Raw genomic sequence first — 25,298 nt, 5'->3', positions numbered from 1 at the left:
CCCTTTGGTGCGATCGCTGATATGGTAGGTTGGGTTGAGGAAGGAAACCCAACGCTAATCAAAGATATTTGAAGGCCTTATTATCTTCAACCGTCCCATCGAACTAAGATAGTGCAAGCTTAAAGATGGCTTTTAGTTGTCAGCTAAATTTTTGCGCCAATTTCGTCAAATTGCTTCAAGAGATTTGATTGCGAACGCCACTGAAAGCAGCGTATGCGATCGCTATAGCATCTACAGCATCATTAATGGGCATTTTTGTCAATCCGAATAAATACTTAATTTGTTCGGCCACCTCCGCTTTAGTGGCCCTACCATGGCCGAGATGACATTTCCAACTAGCTTGATGGAGGAAAATCGGTTCAATTCCTCCATCGCGACAGCTAACCAGATTGATAATTCCCAATGCTTGCAGGACTCCACCAGCTGCCTTGATTTGCCGGTTAAAAAAGGGCATTTCCACGGCAATTTCCCCCGGTTTATATTCTGCGATTAACTCCTTTAAATCCCGTTCAATTTCGATCAAACGCTGGGCAGTAGAAAGATTTTTAGAAGTTTCGATCGTGCCGTAATCGACTAAAATCGGCATTAACTCACTATTATCCCGGAGAATAGCCCAACCGACAATCGCTAATCCGGGGTCGATACCCAACCAAGTAGTCATAGATTAAGCCAAAAAATCTTGGACGATTTGGAGGATTCTTTGGGATGCTTGTCCATCTCCAAAAGGATTAATTGCATTAGCCATACGATCATAGGCGATTTTATCCCCTAATAATTCTCCCGCTTCTGCTAAAATTTGCTCCGGATTAGTCCCAATTAATTTCGCTGTTCCCGCTTGCACTGCTTCCGGTCTTTCTGTGGTTTCTCGCAATACTAAAACTGGTTTTCCTAAACTAGGGGCTTCTTCTTGAATGCCCCCAGAATCAGTTAATAATAAATAACAGCGTTGAATCGCCCCCACTAACTCGGCATAATCGAGAGGTTCAGTTAAAAATACCCTGGGATGATTGCCCAAAGCGGACTGAATTGGTTCTCGGACGGTGGGATTGCGATGCAGGGGTAATAATAGGGCTGTATCGGCATATTTTTCTAACAACAAAGTGAATCCTTTGATAATATCCTGTAAGGGTTCGCCCCAATTTTCCCGGCGGTGAACCGTGGCTAATAAAACCCGATAATCTGACCAATTTAAGCCCGCAATTTGACATTCTGGGGCGGTTTTGGCTACGGTTAATAAAGCATCAATAACCGTATTGCCGGTGTGGTGAATATTTCCTGTCACCCCAGATTTTTGTAAATTTTCTACGGCTAAAGTTGTGGGAGCAAAATGTAGGGTAGTCAGTTGAGAAATTAGGCGACGATTAGCTTCTTCGGGATAGGGATTATAGATATCATTCGTTCTTAATCCGGCTTCCACATGGGCGATGGGAATTTGTTGATAAAAAGCCGCTAAAGCAGCAGCAAAAGCAGTAGTAGTATCACCTTGCACAATAATTAAATCTGGTTTTATGCGCTCAAAAACTGTTTCTAAACCGCGTAAACTGCGGCAAGTAATATCAGTTAAGGTTTGACGGGTTTGCATAATATCCAGATTTTCATCTGCTTTTAAAGCAAATAATTCCATCACCTGCGCTACCATTTCTTTATGCTGTCCCGTCAGAATTACATGGGTTTGAAACTGTTCCGATTCTTGAAAAGCACGAATAACGGGAGCTAATTTAATCGCTTCGGGACGAGTTCCAAGAGTAATACAAATTGATTTCAACATATTATTATCAGTTATCAGTTATCAGTTATCAGTTATCAGTTATCAGTTAAGTAGTCATGCAAAATTAATTACCTGCCCGATCGAGCTAAAACCCTTACGGGGCAATGATCGTCATGTGTAAATAATTTTGCCTAGGTACTTATCAGTTATCAGTTATCAAATGTGAGTTTTCATTTCAGGCTCTTCGGTTTGTGTTATGCAATGGACGGGGGTTATAAGGGATGGAACCCTTATAGAGAAAGGCATTTAGCGATTTTTGTCAATTGTTTTTGCTCTAGAGCGAACTAATCAATTAAGTCTCTTGCCAGATAAGGATTTAGTCGATTTATGCCCCCCTATCGAACCATAACAAGTAACGAAGAGCCTCATTTCACTGATTACTGTTCACTGCAAATAGCTTGAATTGTGCTGTTTTGTCATTTTTCACTGGTGGGGGGTTGTTGAACGATAAATTGGGGATAGAGTTGCATTTGCTTAGGATTTAAAGAAGGTCGAGAGATAGTCAAAACTTTTTGTTTAGCTAACTCTTGAGTCATGGTATCTAAAGTTTGAGCGATACGCAAATTATATTCTAATTGTTCCCCAGAAGAAAGCAGATTACTTAAGCCATCAATTAAACGTCTTAAATTCTCGCGAAATTGGGGATCACCGATTAAATCATCAATATCGGAGGTGATTTTTTGAGTATTTTCAAAAGTCACCCGAGCAGATTCGAGAGTTTTTTGCAACACGACAATTGTAGCAGGATCGTTAATAGTTTTAGTAATTTCTCGTAAATTATTCGATGTTTCCACCGCATTATTCAAAATCGTCTCGATATTTTGCATGACTTGTTTAGTATCAATTTCATCTAAACCAGCATTCAACCTCAGGGCGGTATTATTGAGATTATTAGCGAGACTACCAATACCTAAACTAGCTTGATTAATATTATCGAGAGTATTAACAATTTGTCCCCGATTTTCGCTGAGAACACCATTAAGATTAGCGACTAATTGGGAAGATTGTTGAAAAGTTCTGCTGATTTGACTGCGATTTTCCTGAACCGTACTATCTAAAGTATTGATAAAACGCGAGGCATTATTAGCCGTATTAGTCACCGAGCGACTGGTGGCGGCTAATTCCAAAGATAGACGAGAAATTTCTCTTTGGGCATTACGGATAGTTTGGGAGGTATCATCGGATAAACGGGCGATTTTTTGGGCCGCTATAGCGGTATTTTTGGTGACATCATTGAGATTACCCACAAATTCAGGACTGGTAAAAGTATCCACTAAACGACCAACACTAGACATTAATTGTGTTCCTGTTGTCCCCTGTAAACGACTATTATTACAGAGAATTAACTCTTGATCACAGTCGGGACCCAGAGGGTCGAGATTTTTGGCCTCAGCACTTAAAGAAACTAAGGGAGTGATATCGATGGCTGCCTCCCCAATTAATCCAGAAAGATTGGTAGTAACAGTTACCTTCCTAGGCATAACTAAAGTAGCAGAAGCAATCTCGGCAATAACTTCCACTTGATTACTCCCCGGGATAAAACTCGTAATTCTTCCCACTCTCACCCCGCGAAAACGTACCGGCGCCCCGACTTGTAACCCTTCCACGTCAGCAAACTCGAAGATTAATTGATAGGTTCTTTGACCAAATCCTCCCCCGCGAACCCAGATAGCGAGCGCCCCAAAGACCAATAATCCGCCTAGGGCAAACAAACCTAGTCTTCCTTCCCGTAAAGCTCGCGAACTCTGCATGATTTTTCTCTCATTCTCGATAGTTCTTAATTTAGCTTAATCTAGCTTAAACGATTGTCCTAATCGGACCTTCAATGCTGGCACTAAAAAATTGCCGAATCATGGGATGATCGGTACGATCGATATCTGCCACTAATCCCTGCCATTGCACTTTTCCCTGATAGAGAAATACTACTCGATCGGCGGTGCGTCGGATGGTACTTTGTTGGTGAGAAACCATTACATAAGTGTTCGCAGACCCCGATTTTTCATGGAGAGTCCGCACTAGATCCTCGATAATTGTGGAAGCTATCGGGTCTAATCCCGCGGTAGGTTCATCATACAGCAGTAATTCAGGATTATCGGCGGGATTATCGGGATTAGTGATAATAGCGCGGGCAAAAGCCACCCGTTTACGCATTCCCCCCGATAGTTCCGAAGGATAAAGGTTACTAATTCCCTGTAAACCGACCATTTCCAAGCTTTTTTCCACTAATTCCCTAATTATGGCTTTTTTTAAATTAGTTTGTTCATAAAGATAAAAACCGACATTTTCCCCGACGGTGAGAGAATCAAACAGGGCCGTTTGTTGAAAAACTAAGGAAGTTCGCATCGCTTCCCGACCATCTTCTAGCAATCCCTGACGCAATTGACCTTTAATACGAATTTCTCCCGCATTTATCCCCGTTAATCCCGCAATTACTCGTAAAACCGTCGATTTTCCCGTTCCCGACGGTCCGATAATTACCAGGGCCTCCCCTCGATAAATGGTTAAATCTAAACCTTCGAGAATAACGTTATCCCCGAATCTTTTCGATACTCCTCTCAATTCAATTAACGGTTCTTTCATCGTCGCTTAATTATCTTATAACCTCTGGAATTTTAGGGAGATGGGGAAGTGGGAAGTATTTTCAGTGAACAGTAAACAGTAATCAGTCAACAGTAATCAGTGAACTGAAAACTGATAACTGATAACTGATAACTCAGGGTAAGCGCATCTTAACAATCCTTGACAAAATGAACTTTATATGAGTTGCTTACCCAGAGAGCGATTCAGGCATATTTGAGGAGAATTGGCCATCTCAATTGTTAAGCAAAAATCGACCAAATGTGAAGATTTCGTAACTATTCTGATTGACTGGTATCACCTGAAATGCCCACACAGCAAGCGGATCACAAAATTGGCCAATTGTCAATAGCTTTTGAGATGCTCTCACCCTGACTGATAACTGATAACTGATAACTGATAACTGATAACTGATAACTGACTCGATTCTGGCTGCTATAGTAGAAAAGCACCCATTGCTGACGATATCTGAGGTAGATTGCCGTGACTATTGCTTTAGACCAACTGCTCACCCCCGACATTTTTCGACCGGCGCGTTATTTGGGCAACGAGTTAGGTGCTAAACATAAAGAATGGGCAAGTGCTGTGGTTCGTTGGGTGTTAACCTATCCGGAAGTGTACGAAGTGGGGGCATCTAACCTCGGCCATATTATCCTCTACAATATCCTCAATGCTCAACCCCGCCAACTTTGCGATCGCACTTATCTACCCGCACCGGATTTAGCCCAAAAACTCAAACAGACAAAAACCCCCTTATTTGCCCTAGAATCCCGTCGTTGCCTCACCGATTTTGATATTCTGGGTTTTAGTCTCAGTTACGAGCTAGGAGCCACCAATATTTTAGAAATGCTCGACCTAGCGGCAATTCCCTTGACTTGGAGAGCAAGAGACTCGGGTAACTATCCGCTAATTTTTGCCGGGGGACAAACTGCCACCTCTAACCCCGAACCCTACGCCGACTTTTTTGATTTTATCGCCCTCGGTGACGGTGAAGAATTATTGCCAGAAATCGGTTTAATTTTAGAAGAGGGTAAACTAGCTAATCTAAGCAAAGAAGAACTATTGCTAGATTTAGCCCAAATTCCGGGGGTATATGTCCCCCGTTTCTACGATGTCACCCCAATCGGTGCAGTTATCCCCAATCGTGACGATGTACCGAAAAGAATTTTACGCCGGGTAGCTACTCCTATCCCAGCCTATTCTATCGGTTTAGTTCCCTTCGTGGAAACGGTTCACGATCGCCTGGTGGTGGAAATTCGTCGCGGTTGCACTCGGGGATGTCGTTTTTGTCAACCGGGGATGTTAACCCGTCCTGCGCGGGATGTGCAACCAGAAGCAGTCATCGAATCGATTGAAAAAGGAATGCGAGCGACGGGATATAATGAATTTTCCTTATTATCTCTCAGTTGCTCCGATTATCTAGCTTTACCTGCCGTGGGTATGGAGATTAAAAACCGTCTCCAGAATGAGAATATATCTCTATCCTTACCCAGTCAAAGAGTCGATCGCTTTGACGAAAATATTGCTAACATAATTGGGGGCAATCGTCAATCGGGTTTAACCTTTGCACCGGAAGCGGGAACCCAACGGATGCGCGATGTGATTAACAAAGGGTTAACCAACGAAGAACTACTCAGAGGGATAAAAACTGCCGTCGAACAGGGTTGGGATAAGGTCAAACTCTATTTTATGATCGGTTTGCCAGGGGAAACCGATGTGGATGTCATCGGTATTGCGGAAACGGTGCGTTGGTTGCGTCGGGAATGTCGTTTACCGAAGCGGAAACCCCTCGATTTTACCATAACTATCTCGAATTTTACCCCTAAACCCCATACCCCCTTCCAGTGGCATTCCGTCTCAACGGCCGAATTTATCCGCAAACAGGAGTTATTAAGACAGGAATTCCAAGGCATGAGAGGGGTAAAAGTCAATTATACCGATGTCCGCATCTCGGCCATGGAAGATTTTATCGGTCGCGGTGACAGAAGTTTAGGGAAAGTGGTGCTGCGCGCTTGGCAATTGGGAGCCGGGATGGATGCTTGGTGGGATAATACGGAAAAAGCCTATCAAGCATGGTCACAGGCGATCAAAGAATCCGGTTTAACTTGGAAATATCGTCAGGTAGAACAGGGAGAATGGAATATTTTTGCCGATACAGACAAAGATATTTTAGAGCGTCCTTTGCCCTGGGATCATCTGGATACCGGTATCGATAAAAAATGGCTAGAGGAGGACTTAAAACGCGCCCTAGACGCGGCAACGGTTCCCGATTGTTCTTTTGAGGGTTGTTCCCATTGTGGCGTTTGTAGCGTCGATTTTGGCCATAATATCGTTATTGAAGCGCCTGCGATTCCCGCTTTTGCCGGACATTTTCAACCCAATCAAGAACGCGCCCAAAGAATTCGGGTTTGGTTTGGCAAAATTGGCGAAATGGCCCTAGTTAGCCACTTGGATCTGGTGCGTTTATTTGATCGCGTCGTCCGTCGGGCTGCTATTCCCATTTCCTTTACCGGTGGATTTCACCCCGGTCCGCGCATTTCGATCGCAAATGCCTTATCCTTGGGAGCAACCAGTAGCGGTGAGATTGTCGATTTTGAATTGACAAAAGTGATGGATTTAGAGAGGTTTAAACAGCAATTAAGCGCACAATTGCCCGCAGATTTACCAGTTTATCAGGTGGAAGAAATTCCCTTAAATGCCCCTGCTGCCACCCGTTTGTTAGAAAAAGCCGAGTATTTGCTCACTTTTAATAGCGAGGGAATTGACTGTCAACAGTGGCAAAATTGGCTCGAGGCAATTAAGCAAGCAACGGTGATGGAACGGGAAAAAACCACCAAATCCGGCAAAAAAGTCACGATTAATCTGCGAGAACAATTATATGAATTAGAGTTAAAAACTGTTGACAATCAAGCCGTTTTGTGCTATGTGGGCAGTTGTCGCAATGATGGCACTTTACTGCAGCCCGATCATATCGTCGAGATGTTAGAAAGGGTTTCTGGCCAAGAACTTTCGCTGCTGAATTTTCATCGTCAGCGCTTGATTTTAGGGGCTTAACCATCGTCAACTGTTCCCTTTATACTAAACTAAGTAGTCGTGCAAAATTAATTTCCTAGTCGAGACTCCGAGACAGGAGACTCCGAGACAGGAGACTCCGAGACGGGAGACTCCGAGACAGCTATTAGGGATCGGATTTGAGTTTTCAGTTCACTGTTTACTGATCACAGCAGAATTCTGACGGAGTAGTGGCTTAGATGTGTAATTAATTGTGCTTAGATACTTAAGAGAGTCAGCTAATCTTGATCGACTAATTCTAAGGAATCATCAATCAAAGCTGGCCGATAATTTTGAACAACCATCGGTAAAAAAGCCCCTCTTAAACCCTTTTTTATTCTCTCGGCCGTTTGATCAAAAACCACAAATAAAGGATGAATTTTTTCTGCACCTTCACTAAACATATGTTGTTCTCTGGGGGGCATTAACCATTCATATTCTTTATCTAAACAGATTTGGGTTTCGCGCCAGCGTTTCAACAAATCAGAGAAATCTTCCCCCGGACGATGGATAAAAATCAGGATTTCTGAACCTAATTTAATTTTCCATTCCGGATCACACATCAGAATAGCCAAATCACAGGCTAATTGTACCGTCTTTCTAGATTCAAGGCCAGAAGGTGGACGAATTCTGACCAAGGGCAAGGGAATAGTAATTAAACTCTCTTCAGGACGACGCAGACTAGGAATTAACTCTAAATAGGGGCGATATTGTCGCAATAATTCGATCGCCCCTTCACGACAGCTGTATTCCGCTAATAAAGTTTCGTAAGACACAGATTCACCTAATCAAATAAAGGGAGATGAAAATTAAAATTTTTCTGATTTCAAGCTACCGACGACTAACTGATAACGGAAATGACTCCTCTAAACTTATCCCAAGGCATCGAAGATTTTAAACATGGGCAAGTACATAGACAAAAGAATAATTCCCACCATCCCCGCAACACCAATCATCATCAAGGGTTCAATGATACTGGTTAAAGCTTTAATGGCCTGTTCCACCTCATCTTCGTAGAAATCCGCCACTTTCATCATCATGGCATCTAATTCTCCCGTTTCCTCCCCAATACTAATCATTTGAATTGCCAAAGCTGGGAAAACATTGGCTTTTTGTAGGGCCAAACTCATCATTCCCCCTGCTGAATTTCCGCCTTGGCACCAGCGATCGCATTGGCAATTACCTGATTACCCACCGTATTACAAACGATGTCGAGGGAACTTAAAATTGGGACACCAGAACGCGTCAGAGTCCCAAAAACCCGGCAAAATCTAGCCACAGCCGACTTTTCATTCAAATCACCAAAAAGAGGCATTTTAAGGAAAAAATGGTCAATTTGCAGACGACCCATCGGGGTTTTGTAATAGCGACGCAGTAAAAAAACCGTGGCAACAATGGTGACAATCGGAATTAAAATCAACCAACTACGCATCACACCACTTAAAAAGAGCATAAATTGCGTTAAAGCCGGTAGTTCCACCTTTAAATCGGTGAAAATTTTCGCAAAGACGGGAATTAAAAAGATCGTCATCCCGAAAAACACAACTACCGCCAAAATTCCCACCGCTACTGGATAAGTCATCGCTGATTTAATCTGGTTTTTCAAGCGGGCCATATCTTCCAAAAGTTTCGAGAGACGGTTCAGCACTTCATCGAGTACCCCCCCGTCTCTCCAGCTTCGATCATACTGACATAAAGTTGATCAAAACATTCGGGATGTTTGGCCATCGCTTCCGATAACGGACTCCCTTGCTGTACCTCAGCACTAATCGCTTGTAGGGCTTTTTTCATCTTGGGATTACCGCATTGATCCCCCAAAACTCCCAAACATCTCACAATCGCCACACCAGCATTAATCATTACCGAAAATTGACGGGAAAAAACCGCTTTATCTTTGATGGAAATGCTGGCAAACATCAACTGTAAACCGGAAAGATCGATCTCTCCCCCCACTTTTTTGACTTTACCGACGGCGGCATATTTCGCCTTCAGCATCGTCCGGGCCTGTTCGGGAGACATAGCTTCAACTTTCTCTTGGAAAACTTTTCCAGAGCCGCTTTTAACTTGTGCGACAAAAGTAGGCATAGAACAAATCAGTTATCAGTTATCAGTTATCAGTTATCAGTTATCAGTTATCAGTTATCAGTTCACTGTTTACTGTTTACAGCAAAAAACTTCCCACTCTCCTATACCTTTTAAACAGGATTTAGGATTAAATCCGGGCTTTAGCGTTAGTGCTGGCCCCGGCGATAAGACGTTGTAATTCATCGGGTTTACCGCTTTTAGAAATGGCCTCTTCCAAAGAGACAACACCCCTAACAACTAAATTAGCTAATCCCTGTTCCATGGTTTGCATTCCTAACTTCATTCCCGTTTGAATTGCTGAGTAGATTTGGGGGGCTTTTCCTTCCCGAATTAGGTTAGCGATCGCTGGAGTTACCACCAGGATTTCCTGTACCATTGCCCGGCCAAATTCCCCCGGTTTAGGATTTTTTTTCTTGACTAGGTTTTGACTAAAAACTGCTAGTAAAGAATTGGATAACATGGCGCGAATTTGTGCCTGTTGGTTAGCTGGAAAAACGTCAATGATCCGATCCACTGTTCCCGCTGCTGAGTTGGTGTGCAGGGTTCCGAAGACTAAGTGACCGGTTTCTGCCGCCGTGATTGCCAAACTAATTGTTTCTAAATCCCGCATTTCTCCCACAAGGATAATATCAGGATCTTCCCGTAAAGATGCTCTTAAAGCGTTAGCAAAACTCTTGGTATCTTCTCCTTTTTGTCGTTGGTGAAACAGACTTTTTATATTAGTAAAAACGTATTCAATTGGGTCTTCTACAGTTAAAATATGTTCAGACCTAGTCCGATTAATTAAGTCTAAAATTGCCGCTAAAGTGGTAGTTTTACCCGAACCTGTTTGGCCAGTTACGAGAATTAATCCCCGCGGTCTTTCCGATAACTCCCGTACTACTCTAGGTAAATTTAATTGTTCAAAGTTAGGAATTTTAGAGGACAAAGCCCGTAAACAAGCTGCATAAGCCCCCCTTTCTTTATAAACATTGACCCTAAATCTTGCTAATCCTTTCACCCCGTAGGAACAGTCTAATTCCCAATTCTGCTCTAACTCTTTTCTTTGAGTATTATTGAGCATACTAAAAATCAATTTCTGACAATCTTGCGGGGTTAAAGATTCTTCATTAATCGGGGCGAGTTTGCCACTAATGCGAAAATAGACTGGCGCCCCAGACTGAATGTGCATATCAGAACCGCCCATCTCGACCAATTGTTGCATTAAATCTTCGATCATTAATTCCATAAGTTAAACCCCATCTTTAAGGTAAAATCAGTGAACAGTAACCAGTGAAAAGACATTGGGAAAGTGCTATTTAAGACTACTCACTTAATACTCCTTACTTAAAACTCAAATCTCATAACTGATAACTGAAAAACTGTCTTAATCACTAAATCGCGGTGTCATACAATAGGGACAATCGAGCCATTCTGGTTGTAGTTCGGCGCGACAACCACGACAGATTAAACCGCTTTTCCGTTTGGCTTTTAGTTCCGCTTCCAGACCGGAATCGGTAAATGTCACCCGTTCCACTTCTTCGAGGGTGGTGTAACCCTCGCGCACCAGATTTAAACTATAGGCTAGGAGTGTCACCATGCCCTCATCGACGGCCGTCTCCTTAATGCGATCAGTGGTTGCCCCTTGGTTAATTAACTGCTGTAGTCGTTCACTATTCTGCATTACCTCATAGACACCAATGCGACCTTTATAACCGCTGCCGCTACACTTAAGGCAGAGATTGCCCTGTTTTCGCGCCTGTTGAATTTCCTCAAGGGTGAGGGTATTAGCCTTATAAAAGGTCACTTCCCGTTCATTGGCGGCGGAAAGACCAAAACGGGCTAATTCCTCTTGACTGGGGTGATAGGCGACTCGACACTGGCTACAGACGCGCCGCACGAGACGCTGGGCCAAGACTCCCAAGAGAGAACCAGAAATCATAAACGGTTCAACCCCCATCTCATCGAGACGAGCGATCGCACCTGCGGCATCGTTGGTGTGTAGGGTAGTTAGGACCAAGTGACCAGTTAAGGCCGCCTCGATCGCTGTTTTGGCCGTTTCCTTGTCCCTAGTTTCTCCCACCAGAATCACATCCGGGTCTTGTCGCATGAATGCCCGCAGAATCGAGGCGAAATCCATGCCTTTTTCGCGAATTACCTGCACCTGGGTGATGCCCGGTAGAGAATATTCGATCGGATCTTCGGCCGTACTAATATTGACCCCGGGGTGATTTCTTTCGGCTAACACCGAGTATAAAGTGGTGGATTTCCCCGAACCGGTCGGGCCTGTCACCAGCAACAGACCAAAGGGACGACTGGCCATGTCTCGGACGATTTGCAGGGTCTTTTGGTCGGTGATTAGTTTATCTAAACCCAACTGGGTAGCCGAGTTATCGAGAATCCGTAAACAGACTTTTTCCCCGTAGCGACTGGGCAGGGTATTAACCCGAAAATCCACTTTCCGCCCTTGATACATCCGCCGAATTTTACCATCTTGGGGAAGACGACGTTCGGCGATATCGAGCTCGGCCATGATTTTAAGACGGGCTGTCACCGCCGGGGTAATTCTTTTCGGCAGTGGATCAAAAGCTTGATGAAGAACTCCATCTTTGCGAAAGCGAATTTTCAGGAATTCTTCTTGGGGTTCGATGTGAATATCGGAAGTCCCTTCCTGTAGGGCTTTAGCTATAATTTTATTGACGAGGTTGATGACGGGAGCTTGATTAGCTTCCCCTTCTCCGAGATCATCGGCCACTTCATCGTTAGCCGCACCAGAGGCCACCTCAATATTGCTGACAATACCAGTGAGATCCGAGAGTTTTTCTAGTTCTTTTTCTTTTTGCAGTCGGGCTTTTTCCTGTTCTAATTCCGATTGAGCCGAGTGGAATTTTTCCAGTAATCTTTCATAATCTTCGCTAGTAATCACCAAACGCTGTAAACCTAACTCCCTGGGGCGGAGAATACGATTAATATCGTCGGAAGCCTCGAGGTTGTCGGGATCGACCATGGCTATCAAAATCGCAGCCGGCTCTCCTTCGATCTTTCGCAGGGGGATGAGACGATAGCGACGACAAAGATCGATCGGAATCAAAGAATCGATCAATCGGGCTATTTCCAGTCCATCCACATCGCTTAATTCGGGGTCGATCGATTCGACTCCGTAGAGAATTTTTAATTCAAATAACTGATTTTTCTTGTACTGTCGCTGCAAATCCGGGGGCAAAGGGCGCCCAGTTAGTTGTTGTAATATTTCTACTAGCGATCGTCCCGATTTCCGTGTTTCCACCAGGGCCTGTTGCATTTGGTCGGCACCGATATATCCCGACTGCACCAACTTGTTACCAAAAGGGGAAAAGTAATTGCGTAGGGCAACGGCACGGGTTTTCTTGGAAGAAAATGTCATAGACGATTCTTAACCTCTCCACTACCCTTAAATGTTCCCAATTTTACTGGTAAAATTGCATTCTAGCAAAAATTTTTCCAGATCACCGATTATCTATCGGGGTCGCTTATATCCAGTTACGCATCTTGTCCACAAAATGTTACATTAAGGGTTAAACCTTGATTATTAGCTGGTACTTAAAGACCAAAATTAGCAGTAAATGGTCATATATTGCCAAATTACCCAATAAAATTGTCTACTATGAGTGCAGAACCAAATACCTCAGTAATTTTCGACGAAAACCAAGAATCCTTTCCTAATTACCCCGAATCCCTGACCACCGAATCGGAAGCCAGTGTCACCGATGAAGCCAAAACTGTGACGGATCAGGCCGCCTCTAGCGAGGAATTTTCCTTTCTAGGCGGAATGACTATCGATACTCTACAAGAGGAAATCGACACTCTCAAACAGCAGTTAGAGGAGCAAACCCAACAGGTTGATGCCTACAAGAAACGCTATATCACTCTAGCGGCCGAGTTCGACAATTTTCGCAAACGCACAGCCAAGGAAAAAGAGGAACTGGAAACAAAAATCAAGGGCAAAACCCTGATGGAAATTCTTGGCGTGGTGGATAATTTTGAGCGCGCCCGTACTCAAATTAAACCGGCTAATGATGGCGAGACGGGTATTCACAAGAGTTACCAAGGAGTCTATAAAACCTTAGTGGACAGTCTCAAGCGTTTAGGCGTTTCCCCTATGCGTCCAGAGGGTCAACCCTTTGATCCCACCTACCACGAAGCGATGATGCGGGAGTACACCGATGAACATCCCGAAGGCACGGTGGTGGAGCAGTTAGTGCGAGGATACACTCTCGGAGAACAGGTCTTGCGTCATGCTTTGGTAAAAGTGGCCGCCCCCAAAGAGACAGATCCTAACGCTGATCAGTCAGAATCTACTTCCATTCCATCCCAGGAATTAGTCTAAAATCCCGATAGGCATTAAACTGGTTCGAGGGTTAGGTATTAGCTGGTAGGGTCTGTATTCCCCACTATCCCCTATCCCCACTGAAAGACTTTTTCCCATAAGAGCCAAAGATATTAGCCAACAAGGTTTTTAGATTTATTCAGCAAGCCCTATTGATCTTTTAATTAAAAACGCTTCTATACCCAAGGATTTTGCTCCTTGGTAATCCTCTTTTTTACTATCGCCAATATGCCAAGCTTGTGCGGGGGAACAATCATGTTTTTGCAGGGCAATTTGAAAAATTTCAGGAGCGGGTTTAGCTGCTCCTACCTGAGAAGAAATCGTGATCGATCGAAAAAAATATTCTAAGCCTAATTCGGCCAAAACTTGGTAGATACGACTGTCAAAATTAGAAATAATGCCCAACTCGATCCCCTGAATCTGCCAGAGTCTTAAAGCGGGAATGACATCCTCGTACAGCAGCCAAGGCTCGCCCGTGGCAAAATGATGATAAAGTTCGCCAAAAAAAGCCTCAAAATCGGGAAATCTTTCCAGATAACCTAATTTATTAAAAACTGCCCCAGTCAGCGATCGCCACCAGCGATACTCTAACTCGGGAATTTGTGCCGGTTCAACCTTAGGAAAAGCTAGGGGGGGAGAAGTGGGGAAAATAGCCAAGAAAGATTGTTCTAGACTCTCGGCCGCCACCTCTACCCCAAAATCCGCCGCTATTTGACTATAAATTGCTCCGACACTGCCTTTTACTCCAAAAAGAGTCCCCACAGCATCGAGAAAAATAACTTGCGGTTTCTGCATGAGAGTTTTGTTTATAACGGTCGAACTGAGGTTTTTAGGGTCGGCCCTTTAGGGGTCTAACACACCTAACAATTGATCATTTTAAAGGATTCTGGCGAAAATTCTTCGATCGCTTGCCAAACTCTTAATACCTCTGCCACCGTCCATGCTTGGGCAAAAGCTCCCCTAGGGGTAAAAGGGGCATTACCATCGAAAATTTCGCTTAAATTACCGATACAGCTATCCCGAAGATGGTCGATCATCGGTGTTAAAAAACTCTCGGCTAGGATAGGATCGCGATAGACTTTCAGATGGGCTTCGATAAATGCCCCTAATAACCATCCCCAGACTGTTCCCTGATGGTAGGCACTATCTCTTTTTAAGCGATCGCCACTGTAGACGCCACGGTAATCGGGATGATCGGCATCTAGCGATCGCAAACCGCGAGAAGTTAACAGTTTGACAGTACAAACATCGACAATGGCCTTTTTCTGTGGGAAATTTAATAACTCCTCCACCGACAAAGACACGGCAAAAAGTTGATTCGGTCGTAAACTGGCATCATTGCCCTTGTCCGTATCTAAAACATCGTAACAATACCCCAGGGAATCGTCCCAGAAGCGAGAGAACCCTTTTAAGGTCATTTTTCTCATTTTTTCGTAATCAGTGGCATCCATGCCCAAACAATGGGCAAATTGAACCATAATTTTGAGGGCATTGAACCAAAGAGCATTAATTTCTACGGGTTTGCCGATGCGGGGAGTAATCACCCGATCATCAACTTTGGCATCCATCCAAGTCAATTGTACTCCCGCTTCGCCGGCATAGATCAAACCATCGTCATCTAGGTGAATATTGTAGCGAGTGCCGCGACGAAACCAAGCGATCACTTCCGTTAAAGCGGGATAAATAGTTCTGAGAAACTCAATATCTTGGCTTTGGTTAAAATAGCAACGAATGGCTTCAAAATACCAAAGAATAGCATCGACAGCGTTATATTCGGGGATTTCTCCGCCATCGGGTAGCAAATTCGGCAATAAACCCCGGTCTAGATAACGGGAAAAAGTTAGTAAAATCTGACGGGCGATCGCAGGTCGGCCTGTAGTCAAAGTTAACCCTCTCAGGGAGATCATCGTATCGCGACCCCAATCACCAAACCAAGGATAACCTGCGATTATCGTTTTGCCGTCCGGTTGATCCCGGAGAGGACGACTAACGATAAACTGGTCGGCAGCGAGGGTAAGTTGTTGAATCCATGGTGGCTGCTGGGGATTAATCAGACTACTCTCGTAGCGATAGCGAGACTCTAGAGAAGATTGACCGTCTAAACTGGGATCGGGACGGGTACTAGCGGCAATTGTCACCGATTCTCCCACTTTAAGAGTAGCCGAAAAACTGGCGGCATGGAGATGATTTTCTCGATCGATTAAACCACGATAACGTTCCACGGCCAAATCAAAGCGATAATACCAGATATGAGCGGGAAAAACCTGTCCCTGACTGATTAATAGATAAAAAGGTACAGCATGGTCATAGGCAATCACTCTTACTCCTTTTTCCAGGGGACTAATAGCCATTTGCCAGTTAAAACCCTGGGTATTGCCGTGAAAATCACGATAATTGACAAAAGCAGTGAGATTCAGGGTTAGGGGAGAATTGCCGCGAAGGTAGGTATAGCGGGTATAGGTGGTATTTTCTCCCTGTTCCATCCAGATACGCTTTTCTAGTAAGGCATCCCCACAGATAAAAGTCCAGACGGGAATTGTCCCTTCCAGATGAAAACTTTCGATATTAATATAGCCTTGCGGTTCGATCGTAGCACCTAACCAGCGATTGCTGGCCAGATGATAAATTTTCTGGTTATATTGTACCGATTCATCGATTTTAGTCACAAGAAGCGTTCTTTGGGTCGGTGGAGCCAAAGCAGCGATCAAGAGGCCATGATAACAGCGAGTTAGCAATCCGGCCACGGTTCCCGCAGCAAAACCACCAATACCATTAGTGACTAACCATTCGCACTTTTCAGCGCTAGGGAGATAATTACAGATATCCCGACCGAAACGGAGCTTGACCATGAGCTTCCCAATTCCTAGTAATTTTGTTATAATCAAAAATTGTGTCTTTAATATCTATAGACTAACTCTATCTTAAGGAGAAAAATCAGCAGTGAGTAAACGTACTTTAGAAGGAACCACGCGCAAACAGAAGCGCACTTCCGGATTTAGAGCGAGAATGCGTAGCGTCAACGGACGTAAAGTGATTAAAGCTCGTCGGAAAAGAGGACGCTATCGTTTAAGTGTTTAGGTTATTCTGGGAACCGACTAATTTTCGTGGGATTACCCCAAGTTCATCGCTTAAAACATCGACAGGATTTTCAAGCTGTCTATGGAACAGGGAAGCGTTATCACGGTTCCCACTTAACCTTAATTAGTTTAGAGGATTCTGGCCCGGATAAGCCTCTTCCCAGTCGTTTTGGCATCTCGATTAGCAAGAAAGTTAGTAAAAAAGCGGTGGTTCGTAATCGACTAAAAAGGCAAATACGAGCGGTAATTCGGCAGTTATTGCCAGAAATAGCGACAGGATGGCGAGGAATAATCATTATCCGTCCCGGGGCGATCGAGTGCAATTATGAACATTTTTTGCGAGAATTAAAGCAGTTGTTAGTGAAGGCCAATATAATTCATGGGCATTAAAGAAGAAACTTTTTATGAAGGCGGTCCGCACATCGGCGACCTAATCATCAATATACTGCTAGGATTTACAGTGATTTGTTTACCTTTAACCGTTGGGGCAGTGGTGCGGGCAATCTGGTTAAGATATAAGATAACCGATCGGCGGATTTCGATCACCGGGGGTTGGATGGGACGCGATCGCACAGATATTATCTATTCAGAAGTGGCAAAAGTGGCAAAAATGCCGAGAGGAATTGGTCTTTGGGGGGATATTGTCGTAACTCTCAAGGATAGAAGTCGTTTAGAAATGCGCGCGATGCCGAAATTCCGGGAAATTCATGACTACATTGCCGAAAGAGTCGCCGATAAAACCGGTCGTCCCCTAGAATCGATCATCAGTCAATAAAACAAAATAATCGATCGCCGAGATTCGATAAATTAGATTTGTCAAAGTGAACCCCTATTAAACGAGAAGGCATAGATTAAAGCCATGGATTTTGGAGTCGGATTTATTTCCACAAATATCATGTTGCCAATCCTAGATTTTTTCTTTCGGATTGTGCATAGTTACGGTTTCGCCATCATTGCTTTAACGCTGGTGGTGAGATTTGCCGTCTTTCCCCTCAGCGCCGGCCAGATTCGCAATATGAGAAAAATGCGAATCACTCAACCCTTGATGAAGGAAAGACAAGCAGAAATTCAACAACGCTACAAAAACGACCCCCAAAAACAACAGGAGGAAATGGGCAAATTAATGCAGGAGTTGGGCAATCCCTTGGCCGGTTGTTTACCCCTGTTATTACAAATGCCGATTCTTTTGGCTTTATTTGCGACGCTGCGGGGTTCCCCCTTCTCGGATATTAACTATACTGTCGATTTACAAGTGCTGCCGGCCGAACAAATCGCCCTCGTGCAGCGCCAACCCTATGCCACCAAACCCCAAAACGTTTATATTGACGAGTCTCTCCACTATCCCATCACCGCTTTTTTACCCCAAGGCAATAAAATCGCCCCGGGAGAACAGCTAAAAATCGACCTCCAAAACGACCAGGGCAAGTCTTTAAGCCAATTAGCCACGGAAGCACCCGAAAATAACCTAAAACCCACCTACGAGGTGGTTAAAGGTCAAGAACTGGTGCAAGTTAATGAAGACGGTTCCATCGTCGCTTTAGCCCCCGGAGATGCCAGTATTAAAGTTATCGTGCCGGGGATTGCCGCTAATACGGGTTTTCTCTTTATTGAGGCCCTGGGAAGAATTGGGGCAACCGGTGCCAATGGTGAAATTCACTGGGATATCTTGGCGATGGTGATCGCTTTCGGTATTAGTATCTATGTTAACCAAGAGTTATCCGGCGCCGGTGCGCCTTCGGGGGGGGCAGCCCAACAACAGCAAACGGTGAATAAAATCACCCCGATAATTTTTAGTATGATGTTCCTGTTTTTCCCCTTACCGGCGGGGGTATTGATGTATATCTTAACCGCGAACATCTTCCAAACTATTCAAACGGTGATTTTGATGCGGGAACCGTTACCGGAAAACCTGCAAAAATTGGTAGCGGAACAGGAAAAAACGGAAAAATCCCGCGATACTCTCCCCTTTGAAAAACGTTCTAGCAAAAAAAAGGAAAAAACATCGTAATGAGTATATGGGAGCAAAATAGCGAGAAAGCTAAACAATGGCTGGAAAAACTGCTAAAGTTGATGGCCATGCCCGCAGATATCCAGATTGGTGTGCAGGAATTGGGAACAGGACCTTCCTCCTGTTGGTTAATTATTGATAGCAGTCAATTGAGTCCCCAACAAGTGGAACTCCTCCTCGCTAACAAGGGTGAGGGACTGGATGCGATTCAGTCCCTAGCTAATACGATTCTGAATATTGGTGTCGAGGCGGCAGAACATCAATTCTATATTGTCGAAATCAATGGCTATCGTCAACAAAGACAGTCAGAACTTTTCGACTGGGTTAATCAAGCGGCGACGCAAGTGCGGCAAACAGGACAGGAAATAGAATTAAAAGCCCTATCTTCGGCGGAACGTCGCCAAATCCATGCCTTTTTTCAGGAAGAAAACGATTTAACCACGGAAAGTCGCGGCGTGGAACCCGATCGCCGGTTAGTGATTCGTTTAAAATAAGATCAAAGGGTGGGGTAAAACCTGCCCTCTTTTTTATTTTAGCCAGATATCTCCTGTCTGGAGTTTCTTCACCTAACGGAAGATTTTTGGGCGTTGCTGAATTAAGCTATGAATCAGTAAGGAATAGGCACTTCTTGAAACTTCAGATAATGAATTAATAAACGAATAGAGTATCCTAACATTTCTGTAGACTTAGAATAGCAGAGTGTTTTGCGATGCAATCGGGCTAGATAATGTCTTAAACGTGTGTTCTCACCCTCTACTCTGGTCATATAAGTCTTACTAATTATATGGTCGCCCTCTGCTATAAAACATGGATAAACTGACCATCCATCACTCACATAAAAATAGCATCCCCAAGACTTAACTAATTCCCATAATGGGCGAAACGTTTCGCTACTATGATCTCCGATTACCCAACCTAAAATTCCTTTTTTAAAGTGGTCAACGGCTGTCCACACCCAGATTTTGTTTTTTTTGAGCCAACAAAGGTTTCCAATTCATCCAGTTCCCCTACTTCAGGAATTGTTTCTGGGTCATAGGCGACTGGCAATAATTCTCCCACAGATTTTACCCAATTAATTACGGTCGTATGATGAACTCCCTTTAGCCTTTCTATTCCTCTAAATCCCATCCCATTAACATAGGCAGTTAGGCATTCTCGCTTCGTTTTTTCGTCATAGCCTTTCTGTTTTTCATAGTTATCAATAAATTGACGGCCACAGGTTACACAAATATGATTTTGTTTACCTTGTTTATTGATGCCATTTTTACGGATATGGGTAGATTTACATTCAGGGCATTGCATTTTGATTTCCTCCATTCATATCTCTATTATGCAACGCCGATTTTTGATTGTTGCAGGAGAGTTAAGTAGGGAGGCACAATTATTTGTAGGATGGGTTAGCGGTAGCGTAAACTATGCGCGCGTTGGGTTTCATGCTTCAACCCAACCTACGTTCATCTTATATTTAATTCCACCCACCCACTTAATAACTTAACTTCAGAGCATTTACAGGTACATCATCCCAAGATTCTACGGTTCTTAAAACTGCCACCCACCCCGCTTGTTTTTGTTCGTCCGTAAGATTGGTTAACCAACTTTGATGACAATCTTTTGCCGCTTGTTCGTCTTGACAGGCAATACAAGCTTGTACTAAACCACAGGGATCAATCTGTTCATTTACCCAAATAATCATAGTTAATAGCCCTACTTAACTTTATTATTATAATCCATCGATCGCCCACAGAGAAACTTTTGATATTGATAACCTGTTACATAATTGGAGGATAACTCTGAGAGTTGACAGTCCGATAAATCTATTGAAGAATGGAAATTAATTAACCATAATTCAAAAGGGGGGGAAGATGACAGATTAAAATTTGGCTTTTGTTCTGGGTTAACTAAGAGAAACTTAGGGGTTTTATCGGGAAATCTTTGGTTAAATTCCCAAGCAATTCCCATCATTTCTCCCACCTGCACTAAACTCCTATAGCTAGTGGCAATTACTAACGGATAACGGCTATTATTTTCGATAGTAGTAACTAATTTATCTGGCCGATAATACTTACGATAGCCTAAATTAAAAGTCACACTTAGGGAACTAACTAAAGCCATGATAAGGACAATAATTACTATTCTTTTCTGCTTCCTTTGCCAACAATTATCTAATAAAATTGCTAGAATTAAAATTACCGAGGGAAAGTAAACAAAACTATATCTAGCTCCCCGGGTAATATCGATCGAAAGCAGATAGGTGATGACAAAGAAAATGGCAATTGAACTGAGAAAAAATGCCGAGAGAATGCCTAATTCGGGTTTATAGGAGTCTAGCCATGCTGTTTTTAATTGTGGGATAATCCAGAGAAAAAACCCGATCATTATTGCCCCAGAAATCAAGATAATTATTAAAGATTCTGATTCGACTGGGAGCAGGGAAAGCATAGTAATTAATGTTCCCAGCAATTGAAAAAAGGGGCTAATTACTGCTAAAAAACTATCATTGTCTCTCTGAATCCAACCGGTCATCTGATTGCCATAATCTTTGGGGACAAAGGTGATAAACCAAATAATAATAAAGCTCAAGTTACCTAAAAAAACTAAACTTAAACGCCACCAATTAGTTATCCAAAAGTTTTTTTGTTTGATTTGATTGGATAAAATCCATAATAAAGTTATTGCCTCTGCGAGGATAGTTAAACTAAAAAAATAGTGGACTAATAACCCTAGACAGTTGACAATTAACCAGAAAAAAACCAAAGTAGGGGATATTCTCTGACGGTGGATAATTTTGCTGCTTGCCCTCAGAAAACAGCCTAAAGATATGAGGACAAATACAACCGCTAAAGTATAATGGCGCGCTTCTTGGGAGATAAAAACTGCGTAGGGAGAAACCGCCATTAAAATCGCCGCCAGAAAAGCGATCAAGCCGGATTTAAAGACCAATTTACTGATAAAATAAATTAGAGAAATCGAAATAACTCCCCAAAACACTGCCAGCGATCGCATTCCTTCTAAGGATACATATTCTCCCCGATCAAAGAATAATTTATTCCAGAGATAGGCGAAAATAAAATATAAAGGTGGATGATTGTCCTCCTGAATAACTAATTTAATTACATCGGCAATAGTTGCCTGATGGTTGCTCTGGAGAGGTGCTAATAAGGTGTCTAGGGAAATTATTTGATTTAACGGCACTATCTGGTAATTATTGCCAATACTAAAAACCATAGTGGCAAATTCATCCGTCCAGGGAGGTTTGCTTGTTAATTGTGTTAACCTAATAACCAGTCCCAAAATTATTACTAATCCTAACCAGCAAAAATCAGACCAAGCTAACCGCTCCTTGCTTCTTTGTTGTAGATCAGAAATGACTGTAGATAAATTCAATTTAATTGTTATCTCCAAAAGATTCGATTATTTTAACCGCTTCCGATGGGGAAATATCTTGACGGCAATTAGGATAATCATACTCCTCCCGGGCAATTAATGCCCCACTGAGACGATAAAAATATTCTCCCATTTTCATCCAATCGGAATACAAATCAGGTTCGGGGAATTGTTGCCTTAATTCCGAGTTTTTAGGTGTACCATAATTAAGCCAGTATCCTTCTCCAAATAGTGGGGAATTGAGCGCTAGGGTTCCCTCTAATTCTAAACCATCATCGCCCCTGGCGTTTTCGATTCCCTCCACCAAAAAACAGCTATTCTCGGCATTTTCAAAGAGGACTGCGTATCCTTTCCCCTCTTCTGCGAGGATTTTAATCTCGCTGGCCCGAAATCCGGGAGGGATATAGTTAGGTAAAATAATCTTAGCATCTAGCGATCGCAGTTGTTGGCGTTGACTGGCGCTCAAAGTTACCGTTTCTGCTCTCAAATATTGCCCATTGTCAATAATAACAATAGATAATCCTAAAACTAAAGGCCAGAAAAATTTTATGGTCATAATCGCGGGTTTTAAGGTCATATTCTGGAGAATATCTGAGTTTTTAGGTAATTTATCGATTATTTAACCAGATTGACGACGAATACTGCCCTTTTCCTGTTCCCCATTCCCTATTTACCGATTCTAATCGACAAAAAATCATAGCTTATCTGTGGATTCCACTTTTTTCCACTTCTGTCACCCGGAATTATGGGACTGACATCACCCCAAACCCTCTCGTATTCTAAGGTTATCGACAGGAAAGAGAGGTAACAACCATGTTAGTCAGCCACCAAAATCCAACTTTTGTCCGTAACTACTTAATCGCAGTTATCTCCGTGGTGATGATGGGTGTGGGAGTTGCCGATCTCGTCAATAATCCCTCCCGAATCGCTCAACAAAACCGTCTTGATGGTTATGGTCGCTATGTTAGCGCTGGTTTAGTTAGTGGTGCGGTCAATAATATGCGTTAATTTGCCTCTGATTCTCAATCCTGTTGAAAAGGTGTGGGGGAGTGGGAGTTTTTTCAGTGGTCAGTAAACAGTGAACTGAAAACTGATAACTGATAACTGATAACTGATAACTGATAACTGATAACTGATAACTGATAACTGATAACTGATAACTGATAACTGATAACTGATAACTAATAACTGATAACTGATAACTGATAACTGATAACTGATAACTGATAACTGATAACTGATAACTGATAACTGATAACTGATAACTGATAACTGATAACTGATAACTGATAACTGATAACTGATAACTGATAACTGATAACTGATAACTGATAACTGATAACTGATAACTGATAACTGATAACTGATAACTGATAACTGAAGCTGCCTAAACCCAAGAATGGAGAGCGCGTAATTGGGGGGTTTTTTTAGCTTGGTGGGTCTGCATTCTCTGTAAAACATCATCGAGAATTGTCACCGCTTTGCGGATATATTTCCCCTTATTCAGCATGACACATTCAGCCCTTTCGGCCATAGCGGCATCGGTAATCTCGGCCCGGGAAGGAATACTTTTCTTGACCAGATTTTCTAGGACTTGGGTGGCCCAAATTACCGGAATATGGGCCGCTTCGCATAACCAGAGAATTTCCTCTTGAATTTCTGCTAGTCTTTGATAGCCAATTTCTACAGCCAAATCACCCCGGGCAATCATCACCCCAAAAGGTTGTTTACCGGCGGCATGGATGATTAATTCGGGAAGATTTTTCACGGCTAAAGGTGTTTCTATTTTGGCCACGATTGCTTTTTGTCGCCAAGCATCCCCCAAACGACTTTGTAACTCTAGCTGTAGTGTCTCGATATCGCTGGCTTTTTGTACAAAAGAGTAACCGATAATATCGGCATTTTCGGCAATAAAATCTAAATCTTGCCGGTCTTTTGCGGTCAAAGGATCGATATTTAAGACGGTATCGGGGAAATTTAGGCCTTTATCTGCTTTGAGTTTTTCCCCTTTCTCCCTAGCGTGGGTAATTTTTAGTAAAAGACCTTCCGGCATTATGGCAATAACTTCAGCCCCAATATGACCATCATCAATCCAAACTTTCGCCCCGACGGGAATTTGGGGAATAATTTCCGGTTGGGAACAATTAGCCTGAAAATACTGAGGATGGGCAGTGTGAGGCGGTTGGGTGGTTAAGAGGAGAAAATCCCCTTGATATAGTTTGGTTTGGGACTGGGGGGCTAAAATCTCTTCTAAACGGATTTTCGGGCCGGCTAAGTCCATATAAACCTTACAGGTATGTCCATTGACTAAATTTTCGGGATTTTTGACCGCCTCGCGCAGATTTTCGATCATTCCCTGCCACTCTTTCGGGCCATCATGGGCGCAATTAATGCGAATACAGTCCATCCCGCAACGCAGTAATTGAGCGATAAAATCGGGGTCGGTTGCCGCTTCCGTCGGCATTGTCACCATAATTCGCACCCGACGCCGGGGGGAAGACAGACCAAAAACTTCGGCGCTATGGGAGGCTAAAAGTTGATCTCCTTGGAAAAATGCCTCTAAAGGGGGATGTTTGGGTAATAATGAGGCTTCTTGATGACAAACCGCCCCTAAAGTGGCAATTACCGCATCGAGGGTCGGTAAAACTTTCGATTCAATCCGGCCTAGGGAAGATAATCCCCAGGGCATTAAAGCTAATTGTAAATCCCGGATATCTTCTTGTCTCAGGGCGAGATAATAGGCTAAATTACGGGTGCTAGGTTGAAAATTCTCCTTTTCAATCAGGTTTTTCCACTGCTGCAATTTCTCCTCTCCTTCTACTGTTACAAAATGCCGTAACTTTTGCAGATGATGGAGGAGAGTTTGGGGGTAGGATAATTGTTCTCGTTTGAGTTGTTCTGAGAGAGTTAAAGACATAAAATCAAGTAAAAAGTAAAAATCGTCAATTAAGTAAGTGGTTTCAATTAAATCGAAGATAGATTTTGTCCTTGATCCCCCCTGCC

General features: G+C 43.2%; 25 protein-coding genes and 1 pseudogene. 9 read left to right on the top strand and 17 right to left on the bottom strand.

Translation table 11 applies throughout. The annotated features are described in order from the left end of the window. Positions 1-175: 175 nt before the first annotated feature. The 5 genes from VL20_RS05115 to VL20_RS32280 all read right to left on the bottom strand — a co-directional run bounded on the left by VL20_RS05115 (position 176) and on the right by VL20_RS32280 (position 4,797). Positions 176-661 (bottom strand): crossover junction endodeoxyribonuclease RuvC, encoded by a 486-nt coding sequence (locus tag VL20_RS05115; protein ID WP_002763127.1) that lies wholly within the window; start codon positions 659-661, stop codon positions 176-178. A 3-nt stretch (positions 662-664) separates the two neighbouring features. Beyond that, positions 665-1,768 (bottom strand): non-hydrolyzing UDP-N-acetylglucosamine 2-epimerase, encoded by a 1,104-nt coding sequence (wecB, locus tag VL20_RS05110; protein WP_052275801.1) that lies wholly within the window; start codon positions 1,766-1,768, stop codon positions 665-667. A gap of 416 nt (positions 1,769-2,184) precedes the next feature. After that, positions 2,185-3,519, bottom strand: coding sequence for an MlaD family protein (locus VL20_RS05105; RefSeq protein ID WP_052275800.1), 1,335 nt, complete (start codon positions 3,517-3,519; stop codon positions 2,185-2,187). A gap of 46 nt (positions 3,520-3,565) precedes the next feature. Next, positions 3,566-4,348, bottom strand: coding sequence for an ABC transporter ATP-binding protein (locus VL20_RS05100; protein WP_052275799.1), 783 nt, complete (start codon positions 4,346-4,348; stop codon positions 3,566-3,568). A 323-nt stretch (positions 4,349-4,671) separates the two neighbouring features. Next, positions 4,672-4,797 (bottom strand): hypothetical protein, encoded by a 126-nt coding sequence (locus tag VL20_RS32280; RefSeq protein ID WP_284526008.1) that lies wholly within the window; start codon positions 4,795-4,797, stop codon positions 4,672-4,674. 31 nt (positions 4,798-4,828) lie between these two features. Between VL20_RS32280 and VL20_RS05095 the strand changes: the two genes are divergently transcribed. Then, a complete protein-coding gene (locus tag VL20_RS05095) occupies positions 4,829-7,399 on the top strand; it encodes a TIGR03960 family B12-binding radical SAM protein (RefSeq protein WP_052275798.1) in 2,571 nt (856 codons plus the stop codon). A gap of 236 nt (positions 7,400-7,635) precedes the next feature. Here the strand turns inward: VL20_RS05095 and VL20_RS05090 are convergent, their stop codons facing one another. Together VL20_RS05090 and VL20_RS05085 are read right to left on the bottom strand one after the other, a co-directional pair. Further along, positions 7,636-8,172, bottom strand: a complete 537-nt coding sequence (locus VL20_RS05090; RefSeq protein WP_052275797.1) for a hypothetical protein — start codon at positions 8,170-8,172, stop codon at positions 7,636-7,638. A 96-nt stretch (positions 8,173-8,268) separates the two neighbouring features. Beyond that, positions 8,269-9,256: pseudogene (locus VL20_RS05085) on the bottom strand (type II secretion system F family protein). 97 nt (positions 9,257-9,353) lie between these two features. Here VL20_RS05085 and VL20_RS32275 point away from each other — a divergent pair. Next, positions 9,354-9,659, top strand: a complete 306-nt coding sequence (locus VL20_RS32275; RefSeq protein ID WP_284526007.1) for a hypothetical protein — start codon at positions 9,354-9,356, stop codon at positions 9,657-9,659. Here VL20_RS32275 and VL20_RS05080 read toward each other — a convergent pair. Both VL20_RS05080 and VL20_RS05075 read right to left on the bottom strand, forming a co-directional pair. Further along, positions 9,609-10,709, bottom strand: coding sequence for a type IV pilus twitching motility protein PilT (locus tag VL20_RS05080; RefSeq protein WP_052275796.1), 1,101 nt, complete (start codon positions 10,707-10,709; stop codon positions 9,609-9,611). The two genes, VL20_RS32275 and VL20_RS05080, sit on opposite strands and share 51 nt — an antisense overlap. 138 nt (positions 10,710-10,847) lie before the next feature. Continuing rightward, positions 10,848-12,863 carry a GspE/PulE family protein gene (locus VL20_RS05075; RefSeq protein WP_052275795.1) on the bottom strand — a complete coding sequence of 672 codons (2,016 nt, stop codon included), beginning with the start codon at positions 12,861-12,863 and terminating at the stop codon, positions 10,848-10,850. Positions 12,864-13,103: 240 nt separating this feature from the next. Here VL20_RS05075 and grpE point away from each other — a divergent pair, with 240 nt between their 5' ends. Next, positions 13,104-13,826 carry a nucleotide exchange factor GrpE gene (gene grpE / locus VL20_RS05070; RefSeq protein WP_052275794.1) on the top strand — a complete coding sequence of 241 codons (723 nt, stop codon included), beginning with the start codon at positions 13,104-13,106 and terminating at the stop codon, positions 13,824-13,826. 135 nt (positions 13,827-13,961) lie between these two features. On the opposite strand, the gene VL20_RS05065 is transcribed toward grpE, so the two are convergent. Both VL20_RS05065 and VL20_RS05060 read right to left on the bottom strand, forming a co-directional pair. Then, on the bottom strand, positions 13,962-14,621 hold the full coding sequence (locus VL20_RS05065; protein ID WP_052275793.1) for an HAD-IA family hydrolase: 660 nt from the start codon (positions 14,619-14,621) through the stop codon (positions 13,962-13,964). A gap of 65 nt (positions 14,622-14,686) precedes the next feature. Beyond that, entirely contained in the window at positions 14,687-16,675 is a 1,989-nt protein-coding gene (locus tag VL20_RS05060) for an amylo-alpha-1,6-glucosidase (protein WP_052275792.1), read from the bottom strand. A 91-nt stretch (positions 16,676-16,766) separates the two neighbouring features. On the opposite strand from VL20_RS05060, the gene rpmH reads away from it, so the two are divergent. The 5 genes from rpmH to VL20_RS05035 all read left to right on the top strand — a co-directional run bounded on the left by rpmH (position 16,767) and on the right by VL20_RS05035 (position 19,405). Continuing rightward, complete coding sequence (gene rpmH, locus VL20_RS05055) at positions 16,767-16,904, top strand: 50S ribosomal protein L34 (RefSeq protein WP_002739276.1); 138 nt, start codon at positions 16,767-16,769, stop codon at positions 16,902-16,904. Positions 16,905-16,930: 26 nt separating this feature from the next. Next, positions 16,931-17,293: a ribonuclease P protein component gene (gene rnpA / locus VL20_RS05050; protein ID WP_002738574.1), complete on the top strand. Its 363-nt coding sequence runs from the start codon at positions 16,931-16,933 to the stop codon at positions 17,291-17,293. Next, positions 17,283-17,678, top strand: coding sequence for a PH domain-containing protein (locus VL20_RS05045; protein WP_002738951.1), 396 nt, complete (start codon positions 17,283-17,285; stop codon positions 17,676-17,678). The genes rnpA and VL20_RS05045 overlap by 11 nt, the downstream gene beginning before the upstream one ends. An 84-nt stretch (positions 17,679-17,762) precedes the next feature. Further along, complete coding sequence (gene yidC, locus VL20_RS05040; RefSeq protein ID WP_052275791.1) at positions 17,763-18,911, top strand: membrane protein insertase YidC; 1,149 nt, start codon at positions 17,763-17,765, stop codon at positions 18,909-18,911. Further along, positions 18,911-19,405, top strand: coding sequence for a Jag family protein (locus VL20_RS05035; RefSeq protein ID WP_052275790.1), 495 nt, complete (start codon positions 18,911-18,913; stop codon positions 19,403-19,405). The genes yidC and VL20_RS05035 overlap by 1 nt, the downstream gene beginning before the upstream one ends. Positions 19,406-19,518: 113 nt before the next feature. Here VL20_RS05035 and VL20_RS27345 read toward each other — a convergent pair. The 4 genes from VL20_RS27345 to VL20_RS05015 all read right to left on the bottom strand — a co-directional run bounded on the left by VL20_RS27345 (position 19,519) and on the right by VL20_RS05015 (position 22,872). Continuing rightward, a protein-coding gene (locus VL20_RS27345; RefSeq protein WP_128575271.1) for an IS1 family transposase occupies positions 19,519-20,213 on the bottom strand; the annotation gives its coding sequence in 2 pieces (ribosomal slippage) (positions 19,519-19,871 and positions 19,871-20,213; 696 coding nt in all). 181 nt (positions 20,214-20,394) lie between these two features. Next, positions 20,395-20,604 carry a hypothetical protein gene (locus VL20_RS05025; RefSeq protein ID WP_002752080.1) on the bottom strand — a complete coding sequence of 70 codons (210 nt, stop codon included), beginning with the start codon at positions 20,602-20,604 and terminating at the stop codon, positions 20,395-20,397. 11 nt (positions 20,605-20,615) lie between these two features. Next, on the bottom strand, positions 20,616-22,295 hold the full coding sequence (locus tag VL20_RS05020; RefSeq protein WP_052275789.1) for a glycosyltransferase family 39 protein: 1,680 nt from the start codon (positions 22,293-22,295) through the stop codon (positions 20,616-20,618). A 1-nt stretch (position 22,296) separates the two neighbouring features. Then, positions 22,297-22,872, bottom strand: coding sequence for a hypothetical protein (locus VL20_RS05015; protein ID WP_052275788.1), 576 nt, complete (start codon positions 22,870-22,872; stop codon positions 22,297-22,299). Positions 22,873-23,108: 236 nt separating this feature from the next. Between VL20_RS05015 and VL20_RS05010 the strand changes: the two genes are divergently transcribed. Further along, positions 23,109-23,303, top strand: a complete 195-nt coding sequence (locus VL20_RS05010; protein WP_002738625.1) for a hypothetical protein — start codon at positions 23,109-23,111, stop codon at positions 23,301-23,303. A 60-nt stretch (positions 23,304-23,363) separates the two neighbouring features. Here VL20_RS05010 and VL20_RS05005 read toward each other — a convergent pair whose 3' ends face one another. Together VL20_RS05005 and VL20_RS05000 are read right to left on the bottom strand one after the other, a co-directional pair. Then, complete coding sequence (locus tag VL20_RS05005; RefSeq protein ID WP_158499316.1) at positions 23,364-23,759, bottom strand: hypothetical protein; 396 nt, start codon at positions 23,757-23,759, stop codon at positions 23,364-23,366. After that, positions 23,683-25,212: a pyruvate kinase gene (locus tag VL20_RS05000; RefSeq protein ID WP_052278388.1), complete on the bottom strand. Its 1,530-nt coding sequence runs from the start codon at positions 25,210-25,212 to the stop codon at positions 23,683-23,685. Before VL20_RS05000 ends, VL20_RS05005 begins: the two co-directional genes overlap by 77 nt. Positions 25,213-25,298: the final 86 nt, after the last annotated feature.

The sequence above is a fragment of the Microcystis panniformis FACHB-1757 genome (assembly GCF_001264245.1).
Classification (GTDB): domain Bacteria; phylum Cyanobacteriota; class Cyanobacteriia; order Cyanobacteriales; family Microcystaceae; genus Microcystis; species Microcystis panniformis.
The sequence above is the reverse complement of the archived record's forward strand: the minus strand, read 5'-3'. Positions and strand labels throughout refer to the sequence as shown.